Annotated in this window: 20 protein-coding genes; 11 read left to right on the top strand and 9 right to left on the bottom strand. The window is 55.4% G+C overall.

Features of this window, described 5'->3' with window-relative positions:
• Positions 1-172: 172 nt before the first annotated feature.
• Both NR201_RS11155 and NR201_RS11150 read left to right on the top strand, forming a co-directional pair.
• A complete protein-coding gene (locus NR201_RS11155; RefSeq protein ID WP_256844406.1) occupies positions 173-1501 on the top strand; it encodes an OprD family outer membrane porin in 1329 nt (442 codons plus the stop codon).
• 10 nt (positions 1502-1511) lie between these two features.
• Positions 1512-2297 carry a histidine phosphatase family protein gene (locus NR201_RS11150; RefSeq protein ID WP_256849779.1) on the top strand — a complete coding sequence of 262 codons (786 nt, stop codon included), beginning with the start codon at positions 1512-1514 and terminating at the stop codon, positions 2295-2297.
• On the opposite strand, the gene NR201_RS11145 is transcribed toward NR201_RS11150, so the two are convergent.
• Positions 2292-2792 carry a GNAT family N-acetyltransferase gene (locus tag NR201_RS11145; RefSeq protein ID WP_256849778.1) on the bottom strand — a complete coding sequence of 167 codons (501 nt, stop codon included), beginning with the start codon at positions 2790-2792 and terminating at the stop codon, positions 2292-2294. The two genes, NR201_RS11150 and NR201_RS11145, sit on opposite strands and share 6 nt — an antisense overlap.
• A 305-nt stretch (positions 2793-3097) precedes the next feature.
• Here NR201_RS11145 and NR201_RS11140 point away from each other — a divergent pair, with 305 nt between their 5' ends.
• The 3 genes from NR201_RS11140 to NR201_RS11130 are packed head-to-tail and all read left to right on the top strand — an operon-like array spanning position 3098 to position 4508.
• The gene (locus NR201_RS11140) at positions 3098-3577 is read left to right on the top strand and encodes an Hcp family type VI secretion system effector (RefSeq protein WP_010671785.1); all 480 of its coding nucleotides are present in this window, start codon (positions 3098-3100) and stop codon (positions 3575-3577) included.
• Positions 3578-3627: 50 nt separating this feature from the next.
• The gene (locus NR201_RS11135; RefSeq protein ID WP_010671784.1) at positions 3628-3990 is read left to right on the top strand and encodes a tlde1 domain-containing protein; all 363 of its coding nucleotides are present in this window, start codon (positions 3628-3630) and stop codon (positions 3988-3990) included.
• A complete protein-coding gene (locus NR201_RS11130; RefSeq protein ID WP_052061771.1) occupies positions 3987-4508 on the top strand; it encodes a hypothetical protein in 522 nt (173 codons plus the stop codon). The genes NR201_RS11135 and NR201_RS11130 overlap by 4 nt, the downstream gene beginning before the upstream one ends.
• A 52-nt stretch (positions 4509-4560) precedes the next feature.
• On the opposite strand, the gene NR201_RS11125 is transcribed toward NR201_RS11130, so the two are convergent.
• The 3 genes from NR201_RS11125 to pepA form a co-directional block, all read right to left on the bottom strand.
• Positions 4561-7416 (bottom strand): valine--tRNA ligase, encoded by a 2856-nt coding sequence (locus NR201_RS11125; RefSeq protein WP_010671782.1) that lies wholly within the window; start codon positions 7414-7416, stop codon positions 4561-4563.
• 5 nt (positions 7417-7421) lie between these two features.
• Positions 7422-7880: a DNA polymerase III subunit chi gene (locus NR201_RS11120; protein WP_010251657.1), complete on the bottom strand. Its 459-nt coding sequence runs from the start codon at positions 7878-7880 to the stop codon at positions 7422-7424.
• Between the two features lie 65 nt (positions 7881-7945).
• On the bottom strand, positions 7946-9457 hold the full coding sequence (gene pepA / locus NR201_RS11115) for a leucyl aminopeptidase (protein ID WP_010251654.1): 1512 nt from the start codon (positions 9455-9457) through the stop codon (positions 7946-7948).
• A gap of 268 nt (positions 9458-9725) precedes the next feature.
• Between pepA and lptF the strand changes: the two genes are divergently transcribed.
• Together lptF and lptG are read left to right on the top strand one after the other, a co-directional pair.
• On the top strand, positions 9726-10826 hold the full coding sequence (gene lptF / locus NR201_RS11110; protein ID WP_256849777.1) for an LPS export ABC transporter permease LptF: 1101 nt from the start codon (positions 9726-9728) through the stop codon (positions 10824-10826).
• Positions 10826-11902 carry an LPS export ABC transporter permease LptG gene (gene lptG, locus NR201_RS11105; RefSeq protein WP_010251648.1) on the top strand — a complete coding sequence of 359 codons (1077 nt, stop codon included), beginning with the start codon at positions 10826-10828 and terminating at the stop codon, positions 11900-11902. Before lptF ends, lptG begins: the two co-directional genes overlap by 1 nt.
• Before the next feature lie 158 nt (positions 11903-12060).
• Here lptG and NR201_RS11100 read toward each other — a convergent pair whose 3' ends face one another.
• Positions 12061-12696, bottom strand: a complete 636-nt coding sequence (locus tag NR201_RS11100) for an NADPH-dependent F420 reductase (RefSeq protein ID WP_250488930.1) — start codon at positions 12694-12696, stop codon at positions 12061-12063.
• A gap of 101 nt (positions 12697-12797) precedes the next feature.
• Between NR201_RS11100 and NR201_RS11095 the strand changes: the two genes are divergently transcribed.
• On the top strand, positions 12798-13706 hold the full coding sequence (locus tag NR201_RS11095) for a LysR family transcriptional regulator (protein WP_256849776.1): 909 nt from the start codon (positions 12798-12800) through the stop codon (positions 13704-13706).
• Positions 13707-13714: 8 nt separating this feature from the next.
• On the opposite strand, the gene NR201_RS11090 is transcribed toward NR201_RS11095, so the two are convergent.
• The 3 genes from NR201_RS11090 to NR201_RS11080 form a co-directional block, all read right to left on the bottom strand.
• Entirely contained in the window at positions 13715-14995 is a 1281-nt protein-coding gene (locus tag NR201_RS11090; RefSeq protein ID WP_163637735.1) for a DUF445 domain-containing protein, read from the bottom strand.
• A 26-nt stretch (positions 14996-15021) separates the two neighbouring features.
• On the bottom strand, positions 15022-16524 hold the full coding sequence (locus NR201_RS11085; RefSeq protein WP_256849775.1) for a helicase HerA-like C-terminal domain-containing protein: 1503 nt from the start codon (positions 16522-16524) through the stop codon (positions 15022-15024).
• Positions 16525-16644: 120 nt separating this feature from the next.
• Positions 16645-18216: an ABC transporter substrate-binding protein gene (locus NR201_RS11080; RefSeq protein ID WP_010251632.1), complete on the bottom strand. Its 1572-nt coding sequence runs from the start codon at positions 18214-18216 to the stop codon at positions 16645-16647.
• 689 nt (positions 18217-18905) lie between these two features.
• Between NR201_RS11080 and NR201_RS11075 the strand changes: the two genes are divergently transcribed.
• Genes NR201_RS11075 through NR201_RS11065 form a run of 3 tightly spaced genes read left to right on the top strand, consistent with a single transcriptional unit; the run spans position 18906 to position 22707 of the window.
• On the top strand, positions 18906-19634 hold the full coding sequence (locus tag NR201_RS11075) for a gluconate 2-dehydrogenase subunit 3 family protein (RefSeq protein WP_010251628.1): 729 nt from the start codon (positions 18906-18908) through the stop codon (positions 19632-19634).
• Between the two features lie 36 nt (positions 19635-19670).
• Positions 19671-21440, top strand: coding sequence for a GMC family oxidoreductase (locus NR201_RS11070; RefSeq protein WP_010251625.1), 1770 nt, complete (start codon positions 19671-19673; stop codon positions 21438-21440).
• Between the two features lie 4 nt (positions 21441-21444).
• The gene (locus tag NR201_RS11065; RefSeq protein ID WP_256849774.1) at positions 21445-22707 is read left to right on the top strand and encodes a cytochrome c; all 1263 of its coding nucleotides are present in this window, start codon (positions 21445-21447) and stop codon (positions 22705-22707) included.
• 43 nt (positions 22708-22750) lie between these two features.
• Here the strand turns inward: NR201_RS11065 and NR201_RS11060 are convergent, their stop codons facing one another.
• A complete protein-coding gene (locus NR201_RS11060; protein ID WP_256849773.1) occupies positions 22751-23419 on the bottom strand; it encodes a MarC family NAAT transporter in 669 nt (222 codons plus the stop codon).
• Positions 23420-23442: the final 23 nt, after the last annotated feature.

The following is a 23442-nucleotide window of genomic DNA, read 5'->3' as shown; positions in this document are numbered from 1 at the left end:
CCGGATTAGGATTGTTATTTTTCAAGCAAAACCTGATTCATAACGCCTCTTTGCCAGAGAGGGTTGTGAATCAGGTTTTTTTTTGCACCGGCTATAGCCGGGGAAAAGAATCAGCGACTTTTTTCGCCCGGCCAGTTTTGCTAATAAGCATTTAATGGAAGGAGTCATTAACATGAGGGGAAAGCGCGGTATTCCGTTATTTATTTTACTGTTTTTGCAGCCATCTGGCGCATGGGCTGACTTTTCCGACGCATTATCGTTCTCTGACAATGCTTTCCTGCGTGATTCGCAACTCGATCTCAGACTGCGTAATCACTGGAAGTATCTCAAGGAAAATGAAGCGCAGCCTACCGCTGTTCATAATGCCTGGGGACAGGCGGCAAGCCTGAATTTTCGTTCCGGCTATCAGTGGGACTGGCTGGGTTTCGATGCAACTTATACCCGAACGATCAGGCTGGGAGCCAGCGACTACTTTGCCACGCGCGGCCTGCTTTACGACAGCGGCGGTCATCAGCAAAAAGCTGACGCGCACGGCTTCAGCAAGTTTGGTGAACGCTATCTGAAAGTGAAGCTGGGGGACGCGAATGCGGGATTTAAAGGAAAAGCGGGCTGGCAGGAGTTAAAAAACATCGGCGTGCTGACCACCACGGACCGCTTGTCACGCAACAGTTACTCAGGCTATAGCGGCGCGCTGAACGTGCAGAAGATTCGGCTGGATTTGGCTTACGTGACCAAAACGCTTCGCCACGACTCGCCGGAGAGTCTTGCCCTGCAAACCCAGGACCGACGAAAAATTAATGCGATCTATACCGGCGCACTGAGCTATACCGGTGATCGCGGACGTCTCGCCTACGCATTTGGCGAAGCGGAAGCCTACCAGCGGCGTCATGTTATCGAAGCGAATTACTCGCTCTCGCCGGACTGGCGCTTGTCCTCTCAAATTTATGGCAGTCAGGGGCTGGAAAATTATAAAAGCATGGCGGCCAGCAAAAGATCGTTCGATAACCACGCGTGGCACTATGTCGGTGAAGCAGACTGGATTAACGACAGATGGACACAGAAATTCGCTGCCGCCTGGACTTCGGCGCCCAAACATAATGCGGTGGGATATTATGTGCGCCCGCTGACAAAAAATACCCGTGGGCGTTTCAACGCCCTGACCTCTGCCGGAAAAGATTATACCCGTGATAAAGAACTGGCGCTGGTGTCGCAGACGGAATTTGAAATTTCAAAAGGCATTTTTAGCGGGTTTCAGATTAACTATGGACAGTTTAATTACCGTAATACGCGTATACGTTCGGGGGAAGTCGCGCTCATAAATCGCTTTATCGAACCCCATCCGGCCCTGAAGGATTTATCGGTCTTTACGCTATTCGGTTATGGCTGGTCATATAAGAATAATAAAGAAACGCCGGTTTTTAATGCGCAAGGAAAATATATGCGTTCTCCCAGCCTTTCTGCAGAGATCGCGGTTGAGTATAAATTAAACCTGTTCAGATAAGGAAAATACGATGAAAAGAATTTTTAAAGCGTTGCTGATTCTTATTGTGGTTGGGGCTGTCGCAGGCGAAGCCTTTGCCGCCGATGTCACTCTCTACGTTACGCGGCATGGTAAAACGATGTTCAACACGGTGCATCGCGCGCAGGGATGGGCAGATACTCCGCTAACGCCAGCGGGGGTAGAGGTGGCGCAAAAGCTGGGACGCGGTCTGCAGACTATCCCGTTTATCGCCGTCTGGTCCAGCGATGCTGGCAGAGCGAGAGAAACCGCACAGGTTGTAATGCAGGCATGGAAAACACCGCTGCCGCTGAACGAACGCCGGGAATTGCGGGAAGTGGGCTTTGGCCTGTATGAGGGCGATCTGAATAATAATATGTTGAACGATGCTGCTCATCAGTTGGGATTTGCATCCGATACGGTGCTAATGGAGGCCTATGGCAAAGGCAAGGTTCATGTCGACAGGATCATAGACGCTATCCGGCAGGCGGAAGCGTCAGGCACGCCGGCACTGAGAGGCATTAAATCAGCAGGCATGGCCGAAAGCTATCAGCAGGTTGCGAAGCGAATGGTCGATAGCCTGACTGAGATAGCGCAGCAGGCCCGGCAGCAGGGCGGCGGTAACGTTCTGGTGGTCACGCATGGCCTGGCGATTACAGCGCTACTGCAGGCGCTTGGCGATACATCGTTAAACCAGACGCTGGACAATGCGAGCGTGACCCGGCTGCGCTATACCGACAGCGGAGAGTTCGTGATTGAATCCATCAACGATATGAGTTACGTAGAGCGCGGCTTATAACTTCCGCAACATACGCACTTCGCAGTCGACATGGCCGGTGCAGCCCATCGCGCTGTCGATATGCTCAAAGCCGAGTGACTCATAAAGTTTAATGGCCCGCGTCAGGCTGGCGGTGGTTTCCAGATAGCAGCCACGGAAACCGTGGCTGCGTGCATGTTCTATCGCCCGCAGCGCCAGTTCGCGTGCCAGACCCTGACCGCGCACCTCTGGCAGAAAGTACATCTTTTGCAGTTCGCAGATATCGGGTGCGCTGCAGGCGAGCGGCGCAACACCGCCGCCGCCGACCACCTTGCCCTGATACTCAACAATCCAGTAGGCGCTCTGTTCGGCACTGTAGAGCTCAAACAGCTGGTCGAGCTGCGGATCGGAAACGGTGTAGCCCTTGTCAGCCGTCAGGCCGAACTCCGCGGAAACATCGCGGATCACCTGGGCGATATGCGGATTATCGGCGGCAGTAATCGGCCGCACCTGAAGGTGCTGAGAGTCAGAAATCATGTGGGAGTTGAGCTATGTAAATCGGTTAGACATTTACCAGAAGTAACATTATCGTCATGTAAAAGCAATATTCCTGACAATGCAGGGAGGCTTTAAAAGCGTCATGTTTTTTAATGTCACTTGAAAATCTGTTTTATCATTTACACCTTACTATGTTCAGTAATAAGGAATTGTTTCTATCTTCTGGTCTTAATAGTGCTGATTACTTCACAATCAATTTGTTTGTCTTAATTGATGTAAATCAAAAATGCTGACTGCTACTCCTGTAAGTTAATATCTTTAACGCTAATTAAAGGATTAATTTCATGGCAATTCCAGCTTACCTATGGCTGAAAGATGATGGTGGCGCAGATATCAAAGGATCAGTTGACGTCCAACATCGAGAAGGAAGTATTGAAGTACTTAGTTTCATGCATGGTTTGAGCATACCGGTCGATCCTCACACCGGTAAACTCACAGGGACGCGTGTTCATAGTGCATTAGAATTCGAAAAAGAATTCGACTCATCCAGCCCTTATCTCTATAAAGCAGTCTCCTCCGGGCAAACACTCAGGTCAGCTGAAATAAAATGGTACCGTATTAATCACGCTGGCCAGGAAGAGGAGTACTTCAATATGTTCATTGAAGGAGTGAAAGTGGTGTCGGTTAATCCACTCATGCATAACATCAAATCCATTGAAAATATGAACCATCTTGAGTCAGTAACGCTGCGCTATGAAAAAATCACCTGGAAGTACTGTGATGGCAATATTCAGCACTCCGATTCATGGAAGGAACGCACATAATTCAACTATCAATGGCGCAGCAATTCTGTGAGTCATTTTAAGGAGCGTGTATGACATGGGTCTATGACGTCAGAAAGCGATCTTTTACACGAGATGGTGTCTATAAATTCGATGCGTTATATGCCGGGGCTGAAGGATATAAAGACGATCCTGCATTAGCATGTGAGGTGAACAAAGGTCCTTTGCCAGCAGGAAAGTATAAGATTGCCAGTCCTATGGCAAAGCATCCTACAGCCGGACGATTTGTTCTCCGTCTGATACCTTATGCGGGTAACAATATGTGTGGTCGCGCCGGATTTCTTATTCATGGAGATAACGGCTTTGGTACCGCTTCGAATGGCTGTATTGTCGCGTCTTTCAATGTAAGAAAAAGTATTGCGGATAGCGGCGACAGGGAGTTAATAGTGAAATGAAATGGCTCATTATTTTGCTATTAGCATTGTTTTCCGTCTCCTGTTCATCAGGAAGGTTCAATTCTGCAGAACATGTTTTGTCAGATAAAGTGATTACGGCATCCCGCAATAATGACAGCAGTTCACTTTCAGATGCTGATTATGACAAGATAACAGAATATCTTTCTCAGGGCCGGACACGCTGGATTGAACTTTACCCCATTCTTAATCGATCGCCATTCTTAGGCGCAACCTCTTTTCAGGAAGGTCTGGACATCGCGATGGCCTATGCCTTACCTGAAAATCCTGGCGCGGTAATGAAATACGTTAATCAAGGCAATGTTAATAAGCTATGCGGCATGCCATTTATTGAGCTGACTCCGGATGAAACAGATGCGTACTTTTTAAAAGCCCGCACGGCGCTTACTCAGTTAACGTCAGAAAGTGACCGGGAAAAAAGATGCCTGTCTGTATTAGAAAAGAGTCATGATCATCTTGCTGCTGAAACAAGGACGAGAAGGGTGTCATCGAAAAAATGATATAAAAAACCCCGCGCCAGAGCGCGGGGTTTTTTTCAGAGCGAGGAATCAATCAGAGCGCCGCAATGACCGCCTGCTGTTCAATCAGTTTTGCTTTTGATTGTTGCAGGTCCGCTACGCGTTCGCGCTCTTTCGCCACCACCGCTTCCGGGGCACGCGAAACAAAGCCTTCGTTCGCCAGCTTGGTCTCGATCTTCTCGATTTCTACATCCAGCTTAACCAGCTCTTTCGCCAGACGCTCCAGCTCGGCGGTTTTATCCACCAGATCCGCCATCGGGATCAACAGCTCTGCGCCTTCGACCAGTTTGGTCACCGACACCGGACCTTTCTCGCCCGCAGGCAGAATGGTCAGGCTTTCCAGACGCGCCAGGCGCGACAGGAAGTTGCGGTTGGCTTCAACGCGACGCAGTGCCGCAGGCGAGCAGTCACGCAGCAGCACATCCAGCGGCTTGCTCAGTGCGATGTTCATCTCGGCACGGATATTACGCACCGCCACGATCGCCTGCTTCATCCACTCGATGTCCGCTTTCGCTTCGGCATCTTCTTTCGCCGCATCGTACTGCGGGAAAGGCTGCAGCATGATGGTGTCGTCGCTGATATTTTTCAGCCCCTTCACGCGCTGCCAGATGGTTTCAGTGATAAACGGAATGATCGGATGCGCCAGACGCAGCAGCGCTTCCAGTACGTGAACCAGCGTATGACGGGTGCCACGCAGTTCAGATTCACTGCCGCTGTTCATGACCGGCTTGGTCAGCTCCAGATACCAGTCGCAGAACTGGTTCCAGGTGAAGTCATACAGCAGGTTAGCTGCGATATCGAAACGGTAGCTATCCAGCGCTTCACGGTACGCTTTCACCGTGTTGTTGAACTCGGTCAGGATCCAGCGATCTGCCAGCGACAGCGTCATTTCGCCGCCATTCTGTCCGCAATCCTGCTCTTCGGTGTTCATCAGCACAAAGCGGCTGGCGTTCCACAGCTTGTTACAGAAGTTGCGATAGCCTTCCAGGCGCTTCATGTCCCAGTTAATGTCGCGACCGGTAGAGGCCAGCGCCGCCAGGGTGAAACGCAGCGCATCGGTGCCTGATGGCTCGATGCCGTCCGGGAACTGCTTCTCGGTACGTTTGCGGATTTTCTCCGCCAGCTGTGGCTGCATCATGTTGCCGGTGCGTTTTTCCAGCAGCGCTTCCAGTGAAATGCCGTCGACCATATCCAGCGGGTCAATCACGTTGCCCTTGGATTTCGACATCTTCTGACCTTCTTCATCACGGATCAGACCGGTCATGTAGACGGTTTTAAACGGTACCTGTGGTTTGCCGTTTTCATCTTTGATGAAGTGCATGGTCAGCATGATCATGCGGGCAATCCAGAAGAAGATGATGTCGAAGCCGCTGACCAGCACGCTGGTCGGATGGAAAGTACGCAGCGCTTCGGTGTTTTCCGGCCAGCCCAGGGTGGAGAAGGTCCACAGACCTGAGGAGAACCAGGTATCCAGCACGTCATCATCCTGACGCAGCGCGACGTCGGCGGCCAGGTTGTTCTCAGCCCGCACTTCGTCTTCGGTGCGGCCGACGTAGACGTTACCGTTGTCGTCATACCACGCCGGGATGCGGTGACCCCACCAGAGCTGACGGGAGATACACCAGTCCTGAATATCGCGCATCCAGGAGAAGTACATGTTTTCGTACTGCTTCGGTACAAACTGGATGTCGCCGTTTTCAACGGCTTCAACCGCGACTTTCGCCAACGGTGCGGTACGCACATACCACTGATCAGTCAGCATCGGCTCGATAACCACGCCGCCACGGTCGCCGTAAGGCACGGTCAGATCGTGAGGTTTGATCTCTTCAAGCAGGCCGAGTTCATCGACAGCGGCAACAATCGCTTTACGCGCCGCAAAGCGTTCCATGTTCTGGAAAGCCGCCGGGATCTCATCGGAACAGGCATCGCTGGCTTCGCCATTGGTGTCATACACCTGAGCACGGTCGCGGATATCGCCGTCGAAGGTCAGGATGTTGATCATCGGCAGTTTGTGACGACGGCCGACTTCATAGTCGTTGAAGTCATGCGCCGGGGTGATCTTGACGCAGCCGGTGCCTTTTTCCATGTCGGCATGTTCGTCGCCAACGATAGGGATAAGACGGCCAACCAGCGGCAGCATCACAAATTTGCCGATCAGATCTTTGTAACGTGGATCTTCCGGGTTAACGGCGACGCCGGTATCGCCCAACAGGGTTTCCGGACGGGTGGTGGCGACCACCAGATAATCTTTACCGTCGGCGGTTTTTGCGCCGTCAGCCAGTGGATAGCGGATATGCCACATCGAGCCTTTGCTCTCGCGGTTTTCCACTTCCAGGTCGGAGATTGCGGTACGCAGTTTTGGATCCCAGTTCACCAGGCGTTTGCCACGGTAGATCAGGTTCTCTTTATAGAGGCGAACAAACACCTCTTTCACGGCGTTGGAAAGGCCATCGTCCATGGTGAAGCGCTCGCGCTCCCAGTCGACGGAGTTGCCCAGACGGCGCATCTGGCGGGTGATGGTGCCGCCGGACTCTGCTTTCCACTGCCAGATTTTGTCGATGAACGCATCACGGCCATAGTCCTGGCGCGTCTTGCCCTCTTCAGCCGCAATTTTGCGCTCAACTACCATCTGCGTGGCGATGCCCGCGTGGTCAGTACCCGCCTGCCACAGGGTATTTTTCCCCTGCATGCGCTGGTAACGGATCATGGTGTCCATGATGGTTTGCTGGAAGGCGTGACCCATGTGCAAGCTACCGGTGACGTTCGGCGGCGGGATCATGATGCAAAAGCTTTCCTGGCTGGTATCGCCATTCGGTTTGAAGTAGCCCTGCTTTTCCCAATGCTCGTAAAGCGGCTGCTCGATATCTTGCGGGTTATATGTCTTTTCCATTTCTGCTATGTCGTTTGCGGCTGTGGTGGCGCTGCCGTATTCAATTGGAATCCAACGCTGCGATACGCTTTATAGCGGTCGCGCGCCAGTTGTTTGAGCGTGTCTTCGTAAGGAACGAAGTCTATCACTTCATGGAAAGCAGTAGCAAAATCTGCGAAGTGGGGCAGCAGGCTAATCAGCAGGTCACGCGGTGAACTGCCGCGACGCTGTGGCCAGGCCAGCTCAACCGGCGCACCGTAGCGCGGGCCTTCACCCGCCAGGTTGTGTGGCACGAAGGCGTTTGCCGGTCGTTGCCACAGCGCTTCGTCAAGTCGAATGGCTTGCTGTTCATCTTCGCAGGCGATCAACACCCGCTTTCCGGCCCGCCAGCGTGTTTCCGCCAGATTGCACACCAGCGCTTCAACGGCGCTAAGGCCATCGCTCGTTGCATCGGTTTCCAGCACGTAGAAGGTTGCGTTTTTCATCGGTTTGCTCATCAGAAGATCAAGGGCGGAATGATATCCGCCCTTGCTGTCAGAAAAGAGGGCGCTTAATCGTCGCCGTTCAATCCTGCCCGATTCAACAGAAATTGCGACAGCATCGGCACCGGACGTCCGGTGGCGCCTTTGGCCTTGCCGGAGCGCCAGGCGGTACCGGCGATATCCAGGTGTGCCCAGTTATATTTGCGGGCAAAGCGTGCCAGGAAGCAGGCGGCGGTAATCGCGCCGCCGGGACGGCCACCAATGTTCGCCATATCGGCAAAGTTGGACTCCAGCTGCTCCTGGAACTCATCCGCCATCGGCAGACGCCAGGCGCGATCGCCTGACTGCTCCGAGGCGCTGATCAGCTCATGCGCCAGCGGATTGTGGTTCGACAGCAGGCCGCTGATGTGATGACCCAGCGCAATCACGCAGGCACCGGTCAGCGTCGCCACGTCAATCACCACTTCCGGATCGAAACGTTCAACATAGGTCAGCGCATCGCACAGGACCAGGCGGCCTTCGGCGTCAGTGTTCAGCACTTCAACCGTCTGGCCAGACATGGTGGTCAGCACGTCGCCCGGACGCATCGACCGGCCATCCGGCATGTTTTCACAGCCCGCCAGCACGCCAACCACGTTCAGCGGCAGATTCAGCTCTGCCACCATACGCATTACGCCATAGACGGCGGCCGCGCCGCACATGTCATACTTCATTTCATCCATGCTGTCGGCAGGCTTGATGGAAATACCGCCGGAGTCAAAGGTCAGCCCTTTACCCACCAGCACAATCGGGCGCGCTTCCGCATCCGGATTGCCTTTGTACTCAATTACCGACATCAGCGATTCGTTTTGCGAACCGGCCCCGACAGCGAGATAGGCGTTCATGCCCAGCTCTTTCATCTGCTGTTCGCCGATGACGCGGGTGGTGACATTTTTGCTGAAGGCATCCGCCAGCTGACGCGCCTGTGACGCCAGATAGGCGGCGTTACAGATATTAGGTGGCATGTTGCCGAGATCTTTAGCCGCTTTCATACCGGCCGCGACCGCTAATCCATGCTGGATAGCCCGTTCGCCGCTGGTCAGTTCACGGCGGGTCGGCACGTTAAAGACCAGCTTGCGCAGCGGACGACGTGGCTCCGCTTTGTTACTTTTCAGCTGGTCAAAGTTGTAGAGCGCCTCTTTGGAGGTCTCTACTGCCTGACGCACTTTCCAGTAGGTGTTGCGGCCTTTGACATGCAGTTCGGTCAGGAAGCAGACCGCTTCCATTGAGCCGGTGTCGTTGAGCGTGTTAATGGTTTTCTGAATGACCTGCTTGTACTGGCGTTCATCCAGCTCACGCTCTTTACCGCAGCCAATCAGCAGAATACGCTCGGACAGGATATTTGGCACATGATGCAGCAGCAGTGTCTGGCCCACTTTTCCTTCCAGCTCGCCGCGGCGCAGCAGGGCGCTGATGTAGCCGTCGCTGATTTTATCCAGCTGCTCGGCAATCGGTGACAGACGACGCGGTTCGAAAACGCCAACGACAATGCAGGCACTGCGCTGTTTTTCCGGGCTTCCGCTTTTTACACTGAACTCCATGCACTCTCCTGAATCTTAAAGACAACGGCCGCTGCTGCCGCTAGAATGTAGCGCGCTCATGACCCATTTATTCATCGTCGCAGCATGACATTCTGCTGCTGGAGGTCATAATGAATCAGGGTGACAAGATGTTGTTTTTTCACCACCCGGACGCGTTTTTCATACAAATTTAGCTACGGCGACGGCCATTGATGAAGAAAAATGGCTGATAAGCGTTGAAACTAGCGATTTTCCTGCAAAAAGACAAGTTTTCACAGGCGTACTAAGCGTGATCATCATTAGATATCTGGTTCGGGAAACGCTCAAAAGCCAGCTGGCTATCCTGTTTATCCTGCTACTCATCTTCTTTTGTCAGAAGTTAGTCAGGATCCTGGGTGCCGCGGTGGATGGCGAAGTGCCGACAAACCTCGTTCTGACCTTGTTAGGACTCGGTGTGCCTCAAATGGCACAACTTATACTGCCCTTAAGTCTGTTTCTGGCGATCCTGATGACGCTGGGGCGGCTCTACACGGAAAGTGAAATTACCGTGATGCACGCCTGCGGCCTGAGTAAGGCCGTCCTGGTGAAAGCGGCGATGGTGCTGATGCTGTTTACCTCGATAGTGGCGGCCGTGAACGTCATCTGGCTGGGGCCGTGGTCATCCCGCTATCAGGATGAGGTGACGCAGAATGCCAAAGCGAACCCGGGTGCGGCAGCAATGGCCGCCGGACAGTTCCAGACCTCCAGCGACGGCAGCGCCGTGCTGTTTGTCGAGGATGTGAAGGGCAACAACTTTGGTAACGTGTTCCTGGCGCAGTTACGGCCAAAGGGTAACGCGCGTCCTTCAGTGGTGCTGGCTGACAGCGGTCACATGGAGCAGTATAAAGATGGCTCGCAGGTGGTGACGCTGGATAAAGGCACCCGTTTTGAGGGCACCGCTCTGCTGCGTGATTTCCGGATCACCGACTTCACCAATTATCAGGCCATCGTGGGCTATAAAGCGGCAACGCTCGATCCTAACGATGCAGAACAGGCGAGTCTGACTGACCTGTTCGCGAATAAGACACCTGAGTTTCAGGCCGAGCTGCACTGGCGTCTGACGCTGGTGTTTGCGGTGCTGGTGATGGCGCTGATGGTGGTGCCGCTCAGCGTGGTGAACCCACGTCAGGGGCGCGTGCTGTCGATGCTGCCCGCCATGATGCTCTATCTGATTTTCTTCCTGTTGCAGAGCTCGCTGAAGTCGAGCGGCGCGAAAGGGCGGCTCGATCCGGCGCTCTGGATGTGGGTGGTGAATATCAGCTATCTGGTGCTGGCGGTGCTCCTTAACCTGTGGGATACGGTGCCGATGCGTCGGATTCGCGCCCGCTTTACCCGCGGAGGGTCGGTCTGATGTTTCGCGTACTTGACCGCTATATCGGTAAAACCATTTTCAATACCATTATGCTGACGCTGTTCATGCTGGTGTCGCTTTCCGGCATCATCAAGTTCGTCGATCAGCTGCGCAAGACCGGCCAGGGCAGCTACAACGCGCTGAGTGCCGGTTACTACACCCTGCTGAGCGTACCCAAAGATATTGAGATCTTTTTCCCGATGGCGGCTCTGTTGGGTGCACTGCTGGGACTGGGCGCGCTGGCGCAGCGCAGTGAACTGGTGGTGATGCAGGCGGCGGGCTTTACCCGCATGCAGGTTGCGCTGTCAGTGATGAAAACGGCGATTCCGCTGGTGTTGCTGACCATGGCGATAGGTGAGTTTGTTGCGCCGTCGGGCGAGCAGATGGCGCGTAATTACCGGGCGCAGCAGCTTTACGGTGGCGCACTGGTCTCGACGCAGAACGGTCTGTGGGCGAAAGATGGCAATAGCTTTATCTTTATCGAGCGCATTAAAGGCGACAACGAAATTGATGGCGTGAGCATCTACAGCTTTAACGATCAGCGTCGTCTGCAGAGCGTGCGTTACGCGGCGACGGCGACCTGGGATGCGGCTAAGAAGCGCTGGATACTGTCGCAGGTTGATGAGTCTAACCTGACCGATCCTAAACAGATTACCGGTTCACAGAGCCTGAGTGGCGAGTGGAAAACCAATCTGACGCCGGACAAGCTGGGTGTGGTTGCGCTGGATCCGGACGCGTTATCGATTCGCGGTCTGCATAGCTACAGTAAATATCTGAAGCAGAGCGGCCAGGAGTCGGGACGTTATCAGCTGAATATGTGGAGCAAAATCTTCCAGCCGCTGTCGGTGGCGGTGATGATGCTGATGGCGCTGTCGTTTATCTTCGGACCGCTGCGTAGCGTGTCGATGGGTGTGCGTGTCGTAACCGGTATCAGTTTTGGCTTCCTGTTCTACGTGCTGGACCAGATTTTTGGCCCGCTGAGTCTGGTTTACGGTCTGCCGCCGATTCTGGGAGCGATTCTGCCGAGTTTTGCGTTCTTCGCTATCAGTATGTTTATGTTGATTAAGCGGCGCTAAGCGCAGTAAATGCAGTAAAAGAAAAGGCCGCGCAAGCGGCCTTTTTTGTGACCGGTGTTCAGGCTCAGGGCAGGCTCCCATCGCTTTACGTTTAGCAGTCGTGTGTAAGAGGCGGTTCCAGCGACTGGGAGCGGCTTTATTCTGCGCTGATGCCCTGTTTATGCGGAGTGCCGGGTCGTCTCTTTCAGTGCCCTGATAAGTTGCTCTCTGTTCAGGGCTACGCAATAGGCGGGCGTCGCACGCTCGAAACGCCAGCCTTCCGCTAACGAGCCCGCATCTACCGCATCAAATCCAAAGGCTTCATATAATGCCGTGGCGGTCGCTTTCCCTTCGCTATCATCTCCCGCCAGCGGTAACGCCTGCCGGTTGGCATCGCCCGGCGGCAGGCCCTGCGTTTCAAGATCGGTCATGCGGATGGCATTGAATGCCTTGGTGACGCGGCTGTCAGGAAGCAGGCGGGCAAGCCGTTCACTGGTGCTGATGCGGCCATTGAGCAGCTCTTCAATTTCGCCATCGCGGTCGGGATAGTAATTGACCGCATCAAGCACGATTTTTCCCCTTAATTCTGTGGCCGGAAGTTGTTCCGTTGCCGTGAGCGGCACGGCAATCACCACCACGTCGCCAAACTCTGCGGCCTCGGTGGCGGTACCGGTTTCACAGCCAATCATCGGTTTCAGGCTGAACAGCGTTCGTGGATCACGCGAGTTGCTGAGCATCACCTGATGTCCTGCCTGAATCGCCAGTTTTGCAATCGCCCGGCCAACAAAGCCTGCGCCAATAATGCCTATTTTCATACGTTTCTCCTCGATGAGTTTCACGCACTGACCTTAATTAAAAACAGGAGGTGAATAAATCGACAAACAGACGCAATATAAACAACCAACAGGAGGGAATCATGGATCGGCTTACCAGCATGAACGTGTTCGTTACCGTCGCGGAATCGGGCTCGTTTGCCGCAGCCGCCGGGCATTTGCAAATCTCACCGCAGATGGTGGCGAAGCATATCGCCATGCTGGAGAAGCATCTCGGTACGCTGCTTCTGCATCGCACCACCCGACGACAAAGTCTGACGGATGTGGGCCGCAACTATTTCGAACGCTGCAAAATCGTGCTGGCCGAGGTGCAGGAAGCGGATGCGATCGCGCTGGATATGCAGCAGCGGCCGTCCGGTACGCTGAAGGTCAGCGCCCCGGTCACGTTTGGTTCTTTTAGCCTGGCGCCGTTTGTGACCCGCTATCTTGACCGGTTTCCGCAAACGCAGGTTGATCTTGAACTCAGCGATCGGCTGGTCGATCCGTTTGAAGAGGGTTATGAGGTGGTGATCCGGATTGGTGCGCTGGCGGACAGTTCGATCATCGCCCATCCACTGCAGCCCTACCGGCTGATAGCCTGCGCGTCGCCAGCCTATCTGGCGCGGCACGGTGTGCCCGCCGCGCCAGCGGAGCTGGTGAACCACGCCTGTCTCGTTTATGGCATCTGGTCGCCCTCAAAACCCTGCCGCTGGGTATTCAGTCAGGCCGGTAAGGTTGAAGAGGTGCATCCGCAGGGGCGCATGCGATCGAATGACTGGAAAGCGCTGCTGCATGCGGCGCTGGAGGGTTATGGCATTACCCTGGGGCCGGCCTCCATTCTCTCTGAAGAGATCAGACAGGGCCGGCTGGTCCAGGTGCTGCCCGATTATGCCGGGCCAGCACGACCCATGCATGTGCTGATCCCGGCGGGCCGCCGCCAGACGGTGAAAATCCGCAGCTTTGTTAGCGCCATTATCACCGAGTTTGGCCTCTATCCACCCCAATCCGGCTAACCAGGCGGTTATCCGCTCAGCAGCGGGAGTAACTGGGGCAGCTGCGACAACAGGTAGAGGATCAGCCCGATGGTGCCGCCAACCAGCGTGCCGTTGATGCGGATAAACTGCAGGTCTTTGCCGATATTAAGTTCGATCTGCTGCGACATGTCGCGTGCATCCCAGCTCTTCACGGTGTCGCTGATGTGACGCGTCAGGAAGCCAGCAAACTCTGGTGCAACGCTGCGTGCGGCCTGTTCCAGATGCTGATTCATCGAGTCACGCAATGCCGGGTCGGCCGCCAGGGTTTCGCCCAGCCATAAGGCTGCACCGCGCACTTTCTCCTGCACCCGTGAGTCATCGCTGCTGAGATCCGCTTTGAGCCAGTTGCGCATATCATTCCACAGCTCGCCGATGTAGCGGTTAAACGAGGCATCTTCTTTCAGCCAGCCTTTGATCTCCTCGGCACGTTCAGCCATCTCCGGGTCGTTCTGCAGTTTAACGATCAGCTTGTCGACCGCCCGATTGAAGCCGAGGCGTAGCTCATGGCCCTGATCCAGCGCCACATCATCCAGCAGTGAATCGACCGCGTTTGCCACCAGCTCGGCGCTGTGTTCCCCCAGCCATTCGGTCGGCAACATTTTGGCTTTGATCGGATGCTCGCGTTTCAGCCAGCGCACCAGCTGCATGGCAATAAACTCGCGGGTACTGGGCTTATGCAGCAGCTTCAGCAGCTGTTCGATTGCCGCGTCCAGCAGCGCCTGATGACGGTTGTTTTTCGTCAGGCTCTCCAGCAGCAGGGCGCTGGTCTGGCTGAGATCGACCTTGTCGATGGCGCGATGTACTGCGCGGCGCATGAAATTCTGGATCCGTGTGTCATCGGTCAGATCAAGGAAGCCGCGCATGACCTGCAGCAGATGGCGGCCAATGCGGTCAGCATTGCCCGGCGCATTCAGCCATTGCGCCAGCAGGTTGGAAGGATCGTGACGGCGAATCAGATTCAGCAGCGAGTCGGTATCAAGAAACTTCTCCTGCACAAAGCGACCGAGGTTTTCACCGATACGATCTTTGTTGCGCGGAATGATGGCGGTATGACGCGAGATAAAGGGCACCGGCACGCGCCGGAACAGTGCGACCACCGCGAACCAGTCCGCCAGCGCGCCGACCATCGCAGCTTCCGCAATCGCTTTTACGCCGCTGACCCAGAAGCCGGGTGGCAGAAAAAGCGTAACGATAAAGGTAATTGCAGCCAGCAGTAACAGCAGCAGCGCCAGACGTTTCGTCCGTTTCAGTTCGTGTTGTTTATCCATATCCTGATCTTAGCAGAGAGCCGGTTTCATCGGCGACGACCACCCAGCAGGCTGCCGAGTACGCCACGGATGATCTGATTGGTAATCTGGCGCGTAGCGCTTTTCGCCATGGTCTGCACCACGCCATCGTGCTTGCCGCCGCGCGGGCCGGTTCGGCCAAACAGGATCTCTTTCAGCCCGCCGAGAATGCCGTTATCTACCGCGACATCGTCGCCTTTCGCCGGAGGCGCGCTGGCCTGATCGCTGGCGGCCTGAAACCCTTTTTGCAGCTTCTCAAATGCCGATTCGCGATCAACTTCGCTGTCATATTTGCCATAGAGCGGTGAATGGTTGATCAGGCCGTTGCGTTCATCGCCTGTGACCGGACCCATACGTGAGCCAGGTGCGATCACCATGGCGCGTTCTACCACCGACGGGCTGCCTTTGGTATCCAGGAAGGAGATCAGCGCTTCGCCGGTGCCCAGCGCCTGAATCGCCTCGACGCTGTCAAACGCCGGATTGGCGCGCAGGGTATCGGCGGCGGTTTTTACCGCTTTCTGATCTTTGGGGGTGAAGGCGCGCAGGGCGTGCTGGACGCGGTTGCCGAGCTGGCCCAGCACCCGATCGGGAATATCCGCCGGGTTCTGGGTGACGAACCAGACGCCGACCCCTTTGGAGCGGATCAGCCGCATGACCTGTTCTATTTTCTCCAGCAGCACCGGCGGCGCGTCGGTAAACAGCAGGTGCGCCTCATCAAAGAAGAACACCAGCTTTGGCTGATCGAGATCGCCCGCTTCCGGCAGATGTTCATAAAGCTCCGACAGCAGCCACAGCAGGCTGGTGGCGTAGAGTTTTGGCATCTGGTAGAGCTTCTCAGCAGAGAGGATGTTGATGACGCCTTTGCCGTTGCTGTCGACGCGCATCCAGTCGGCGATATCCAGCATCGGTTCACCAAAGAAGTGCTCCGCACCCTGTTGCTCCAGCGTCAGTAACCCGCGCTGGATGGCGCCGACCGAGGCGCTGTTGATGTTGCCGTAGTGGGTCTGGAAGCTTTTGGCGTTGTCACCGATGTATTGGGTCATGGCGCGCAGATCTTTGAAGTCCAGCAGCAGCAAACCCTGGTCATCGGCGATGCGGAAAATAATCTGCAATACGCCGCTCTGCACCTCATTCAGGTTCAGCAGTCGCGCCAGCAGCAGCGGCCCGAGATCGGAGACGGTGGCGCGAACCGGATGGCCTTTCTCGCCGAAGATATCCCACAGCACCACCGGATTGCTCTGCGGCTGCCAGTCGGTGACGCCGATTTTCGCCAGCCTCTCCTGCAGCTTTTCGCTGGGCTGGCCAGCCATCGCCACGCCGGTCAAATCGCCTTTAACGTCAGCCATAAAGACCGGCACGCCGCTGGCGGAGAACGATTCAGCCAGTTTCTGCAGCGTAACGGTTTTACCGGTGCCGGTCGCGCCGGTGATCAGGCCGTGGCGGTTGGCCATTTGCGGCAACAGATGAAGTTCGACGTCTGGCGTACGGGCAATCAGTAGCGGGGAAGTCATGATTTTCCACTCTCAGGCATTGGATTATGCCTGAAGGATAGCAAGCCGGAGCGGCACAGGAGGAGAACTATTCACCAAAAAAAGGCCGCTGCCCGGGGAACAGCGGCCTGCAACAGTGGTTTACTTCTGAACCTCTTCAAAATTGAGCAGGCTGACCCCGATGCCCTGCTGCAGATGACTGAGGTTGCTGCGCACCGCCACCTGGGTTGCGCCCTGTAACAGCATGACAAACGGAGAATCCTGCTGGATGCGGGTTTGCAGCCCGGTGTAGAGGTTGCGACGTTTCACCGCATCGCTCTCTCCGGCGGCGGCACGGGTCTGTGCACTCAGCTCCGGAATCGTCCAGCCGACGCGCCACGCCAGGGTTTTGCCGCCGCCCGGCACGTTATAGGCAAAGGTGCTGGCATTGGTGTTGGGATCGATGTAGTCCGCGCCCCAGTAAGTAAAGATGGCCTGGAAGTCCCGGCTGCGCATTTTGCTCCACAGCTCCGATTCCGCCACCGGCTGGATATCAAGCTGCACATCCGCTTTGGCAAAGCTGGCCTGCAGTGCCTGCGCCACATCAATGTAAGGCGGCTGGTTCACCACCGTCAGCGCGATATGGGTGCCAGGTTTGATGCCGCCTTTTTGCAGTATCGCCTGTGCCTTTTTCAGATCGTAATGGAACGGTGTCGTGTTCAGTGCACCATCGAAGCCGTCCGGCAGGAAGCTCTGATGAATGCGGTACTGACCTTTCAGCAGCTGGTTCGCCAGGCTGTCATAGTCAACCAGCCAGCGTGCCGCCTGCCACAGCGCCGGATTCCCCAGCGCCGGTTGCTGCGGGCTTTGGGTGTTAAAGCCGATGTAATAAACCAGGCTGGACGGGAAAGCATCAATACGCACATTGGCGGTGTTCTTCAGCGCGGTAATCTGATCCGGACCGAGCTGATAGGCGACATCCACATCGCCCTGCTGGATCAGCAGACGGCGGCTGCCCGGATCGGCCACACCTTTCAGCAATACCCGCTTCAGATGCGGCTTCCGGATGCTATTGGGATTGGCTTCCAGCACCAGCGCCTGCAGCGGCACAAACTGTTTTATGGCATAGGCGGCGCTACCGGCGGAGTGCACCTTCAGCCAGCTATTGCCGTAATCGTTGTTGCTGGCGTGCTCTTGTGCCAGTTTGCTGTCGACGATGGAGGAGACTGGCGCGGTCAGCAGGCGCAGCGCCAGATCGCTGCCGATCTCCGCTGGCCAGCGCAGTTCAAGCTGGTGGTCATTAATTACCGTGAACTGCTGATCGATGTTTTCTGGCGTCCAGCCAAATTCACCCAGAATAAAAGAGGGCGCTTTATTGAGTTTTACTGCACGGGTTAATGAGAAGACCACATCCTGTGCGGTCACGGGATGACCACTGGCGAAGCGGGCCTGCGGATTAAGATCAAACACCAGGCTGTGAGGCGTTTTGCCTGCCTGCCAGCGCGTGGCCGCCAGCGGCGAGAGCTGCTGCGGATTCTGATGATCCGGCTCCAGCAGCGTCTGGTAAATATTGCGCAGGCTACTGTTGCTGACGGTCTCAAAACTTTCAGCCGGGTCGAAACTGATGATGCCATCAAGCGGAACGGCAATCACCAGGGTGTCGCCAGGCGTGGCGGCGTGTGCCGGGTGAACCAGTGCCAGAGCCGTAAAAAGGGACAAGAGTGTTTTTCGCATGGAGAGTTATCCTGAGTCGTTGATAGCTCTACTCTATCGGGCGTCGGATAATCTCCAAATGCGGGTTTCTTATGAGCTTTGCACAATTATTAGCGTAGTCATTCAGGCAAAGAGACAAAATAAGATAATGACGGTCAGTAATTATTTTATTGTCATCTTACAGCGGGCGGAATAAAGCCTGTTTTACTCAGCCGATCACAAATTGCGCACAGTCTGATTGTATGACTATCAAAGTCACTATAGTGTTAACGATGAGAATCATTCTCTTGTATGGAAGTATGATATTTTTTTATCGGTTATCTGGCGTGATGATGTCAGGGCGAAAATAATAACCCTCATTCCTGCGTTAAAAGAGTTAAATACCCGATGTTTATGCGGTTTTACCCCCGATTTCCGCGCTGTAAATCTTTTACCTCTCCGCAACCCTTTCGCAACACCATGATAAACTTTCACTAAGACACATCTTAAATTCAATTTTTACATTCAGACATATCTATATCCCTAAGATTGCCAGGTTATTAACCGATAAGTTCCGTTAGTCACCGAACCATAATTCTACCTGCCCTTGTCTGTTCTGCCGTCGTCTGTGCCGCGTGCGTTGATCTCTGCGGGGAGTTTTCCGCCTGCACTCAGCCTTTCAGCTTCATAACAAATAAAGCGGGTATTTAGCAGATGAGAGTCGTGCGGATATGCTTTTAGAAAAACCCACCACCAGGCGTAAATTTTTGCTCGGTTCACTGCTGGCGTTGCCATTAAGTGAACTGGTCTTCAAAGGCATTACTGCGGCACAGGCGGCAGAGATGGCCGCACCGGAGTTAGCCGATTACAAACCGATCTTTTTTAGTGCCGATGAGTGGCAGTTTATCCTGGCCGCCACTGACCGTTTGATTCCGGCAGGCGGCAAAGGCAAAGCGCCGGGCGCGCTGGAAACTAACGTGCCGATCTTTATCGATCAGCAGCTGCACAGCGAAGCGTTTGGCAGCGAAATCTACATGCAGGGGCCGTTCAATACGCAGGCGCCCGCAACCATGGGTTACCAGATCCCGTTCCGCCCACAGCAGATGTATCAGACCGGTATCCGGCTGATTAATCAGTGGTCGCAGAACACCCATCAGAAAGCGTTTCATGCACTGACGCTGGAAGAGAAAGATGCGGTACTGACCCAGGTAAACAAAAACGAGATCGACTTTGCCGCACTGGGCGAAGCCGATCTTAAGCCTGCGCATTTCTTCAGCCAGCTGCTTTCCGATACCAAGCATGGCTACCTTGCTGACCCGATGTACGGCGGTAATAAAGGCATGAAAGCCTGGATCGCCATCGGCTTCCCCGGCGCGCGTGCCAGCTTCACCGAATGGGTGAAACAGCACAACGTTCCTTATCCGCTGGGTCCGGTCAGTGTGAAGGGCGAACGCGCGTAGGGCGCGTCCACATCAGGTATTTGAAACAGGATTATCATGGCACAGGTTACTAAAAAAGAAGTCGACGTCGTGGTCTGCGGCCTCGGCTGGGCAGGCTCGCTGATGAGCATCGAGCTGGCACTGGCAGGTCTGGACGTGCGCGCCCTTGAGCGCGGCGGCGATCGCGATTATGACGAGTTCGCCTACCCGAAACCGGCGGATGAATACGCCTATGCGGTGCGCAACAAAGTGTTTGCCACCCCCGCCGAAGTGGCGGTCACCGTCCGCTACAACAGCAGCCAGACGGCATTGCCAACCCGTAAATGGGGTGCGTTTGCACCGGGCACCGGCGTAGGCGGTTCCGGCCTGCACTGGACGGCGGTACTGATCCGTCCGACACCGACCGATATCAAACTGAAGACCTATGTCGACGAGGCTTACAAGCCGGGCATTCTGCAGGATGATATGCGGGTGATGGACTTCCCGTTCAGCTGGGAAGAGATCGAACCCTACTACTACAAATTCGAACTGATTTGCGGCCAGTCGGGCAACACCGGCAACCTGCGCGGCAAAATTCTGGAAGGTGGCGATCCGTTTGAAGGCCCGCGTTCTGAGCCTTATCCGCTGCCTGCGCTGGATGACACGCTGAACAACGTGATGTTCAAAGAGGTGGCGACCAAACTCGGTTACCATCCGTTCCCGAACCCGTCGGCCTGTGTGTCGCGTGCGTGGAAAAACCCGTACGGCAACCAGATCGCGCCGTGCAACTACTGCGGCTACTGCAGTAAATATCCCTGCCTGAACTATTCCAAAGCGTCGCCGCAGACCGCCGTAATGGATTCACTGAAGCGTATGCCGAACTTCTCCTATGAAGTGAATGCGGAAGTGATCAAGGTCGTGCTGAACGATGATAAAAAAACCGCGAAAGGCGTGATCTACATCGATGCACAGGGCAACGAGTGCTTCCAGCCAGCGAAAATCGTGGTGCTGAGCAGCTTCCAGCTCTACAACGTGCGTCTGATGCTGCTCTCCGGCATCGGCAAGCCTTACAACCCGATTACCGAAGAAGGTGTGGTAGGGCGTAACTACGCGTTCCTGTCCAACGGCGGCGCGACGCTGTTCTTCAAAGATAAAAACTTCAATCCGTACGCTACGGCGGGCGCGACCGGCCAGATGTTTAACGATATCTCGCCAGGCAACTTCGACGGCCCATCCCTCGGCTTCCTGGGTGGCGCGAAGATCCACAGCTCACAGGCGACCGGTACGCCGATCAGCACCGCGCTGCCAAAAGGCACGCCGACCTGGGGCATGGGATACAAGGAAGGTCTGGAGGAGTGGTACGGTCATTCGATGAAGATCAGCATCACCACCACCTGTCAGTCTTACCGCGATATCTATCTGGATCTCGATCCGAACTACAACGATCACCGTGGCCTGCCACTGCTGCGCATGACCTTCAACTGGAAAGAGAATGAGCTGAAGCTGCAGCAGCACCTGAAAGGCATCGTCGGCAATATCGCGAAAGAGCTGAACCCTGACAGCATGAGCATGAGCTTCCTGCCAATGGGCGCGGATTTCGATCTGACCAAATATGTCTCTACCCACAACGTGGGCGGGGCCGTGATGGGCGATAACCCGAAAACCTCGGCGCTGAACAAGTATCTGCAGAGCTGGGACGTGCATAACGTCTTTGTGCCGGGCGGCAACGCTTTCCCGCAGAACTTCCAGGCGAACCCGACCGATACCATCGGTGCGATCACCCTGATGGCGGCACAGGCGATCAAAGATCAGTATCTGAAAAATCCCGGCCCACTGGTACAGGCATAACCGCATGAATAAGCTGAAACTGAAGTCTTTTATCTTTGCCAACGCGGTGCTGTTAGCCAGCGGATTTACGCTGCCGGCTCACGCCGAAGATGAAGCGCAACTGATTAAGCAGGGCGAATATCTCTCGCGGCTGGGCGACTGCATGGCCTGCCACTCCCTGCCTGGCAAGCCTGACTATTCGGGTGGGCTGGCGATTGAGTCGAACCTTGGCACCATCTTCTCCACTAACATCACGCCCGATAAGCAGCACGGTATTGGCAACTACAGCGAGCAGCAGTTCTCTGACGCAGTGCGCAAAGGGGTATTACCGGACGGTTCGCATCTCTATCCGGCGATGCCTTATCCTGATTACGCCAAAATCAGTGATGCCGACATCCACGCGCTTTACGTCTACTTCATGAAAGGCGTGCAGCCAAGCGCAGAACAGCCGCCGGAAACCGATCTGAGCTTCCCGTTCAGCCAGCGCTGGGGCATGCGTTTCTGGAACTGGGCGTTCGCCTCGGATAAGCCGTTCCAGCCGATTGGTGGAGCTTCTGAAGAGGTCAACCGCGGTGCCTATATCGTAGAGAGTCTGGGTCACTGCGGCAGCTGCCATACACCGCGCGGTCTGGGCATGAATGAGAAAGCGCTGGATAGCGGTGACGATAAATTCCTGGCAGGCGGCAGCCTGAACAACTGGGATGTGCCGTCACTGCGTGGCCTGCCACGCTGGAGCGAGCAGGAAGTGGTGGACTACCTGCAGACCGGCCGTAACGATAAAGCGGCGGTGGGCGGCGAGATGACCTCGGTGATTGAGCACAGCAGCTCACACATGACCGACGCCGATCTGAAAGCCATCGCGGCCTACCTGAAGTTCCTGGGCGGCAACCCGCCATTGCAGGCGTACAACGTGCAGGCGCAGCAGGCAACGGAAGCGAAACTCACTGCCGCGAAGAACCTGAGCGAAGGCGAGCGTCTTTATCTGGATAACTGCGGTGCCTGTCACTTCGTGACCGGCAAAGGCGCGCCGGGGATCTTCCCGGAGCTGGATCAGGCGACGATCGTCAATGCCAAAGATCCAACCGGTCTGATCCACACCATCCTGGCCGGCGCACAGCAGCCTTCCACCGCTAAGGCCCCGTCGAAACTGGCGATGCCAGGCTTTGGCCAGCGTCTGAGTGATGAAGAGGTGGCGCAGCTGGCGACCTTTATTCGCCAGGGCTGGAGCAACACCGCGCCAGCGGTGAGCAAAGATCAGGTTGCTGAAGTGCGTAAAACGCTGAAGTAATCGAGCTTTCCCCTCTGCCCGTCCGGAGAGGGGAAATCCCGGATTAGTGAAAGGTGCGCACCACTTCCAGCACGCCGTTAATGATAAACTGCACGCCCATACAGACCAGTAAAAATCCCATCAGGCGCGATATCGCCTCAATGCCGCTTTTACCCACCAGCTTCATGATGGCACCCGAACTGCGCAGTGAAATCCACAGGATCAGACTCACCAGCAGGAAGATCAGCACTGGCGCGACGGTGATGACCCAGGCCGGAAAGTCGACGCCGCTTCTTACCGTCGAGGCAGAGGAGATGATCATCGCAATGGTACCCGGCCCCGCCGTACTCGGCATCGCCAGCGGCACAAAGGCGATATTTACCGGCTCTTTGGCCCCATCCAGCTCATCCAGTTTCTGCTTTGCTTCGACAGAATGGCCGGCAGGTTTAGCCGGGAACAGCATCCGAAAACCGATAAAAGCGACGATCAGGCCGCCCGCCATGCGCAGGCCAGGAATGGAGATGCCGAAGGTATTCAGCACCGCGCTGCCCGCATACCATGCAACCATCATGATGGCGAACACATAGATAGAAGCCTGGCGCGCCTGTCGGTTGCGCTCCTGGAAATTCATCTCACCCGCCAGCCCCAGGAACAGCGCCACGGTGGTGAGTGGATTGGCGAGCGGCAATATCACCACCAGCCCCAGACTGACTGCTTTAATTAACTCCAGCATGACAAATCGCCTTTTCCGTGGTG

Source organism: Pantoea sp. Fr-CA_6, from assembly GCF_024520895.1.
Classification (GTDB): domain Bacteria; phylum Pseudomonadota; class Gammaproteobacteria; order Enterobacterales; family Enterobacteriaceae; genus Pantoea; species Pantoea agglomerans.
This window is presented reverse-complemented; position numbering and strand designations above follow the sequence as displayed.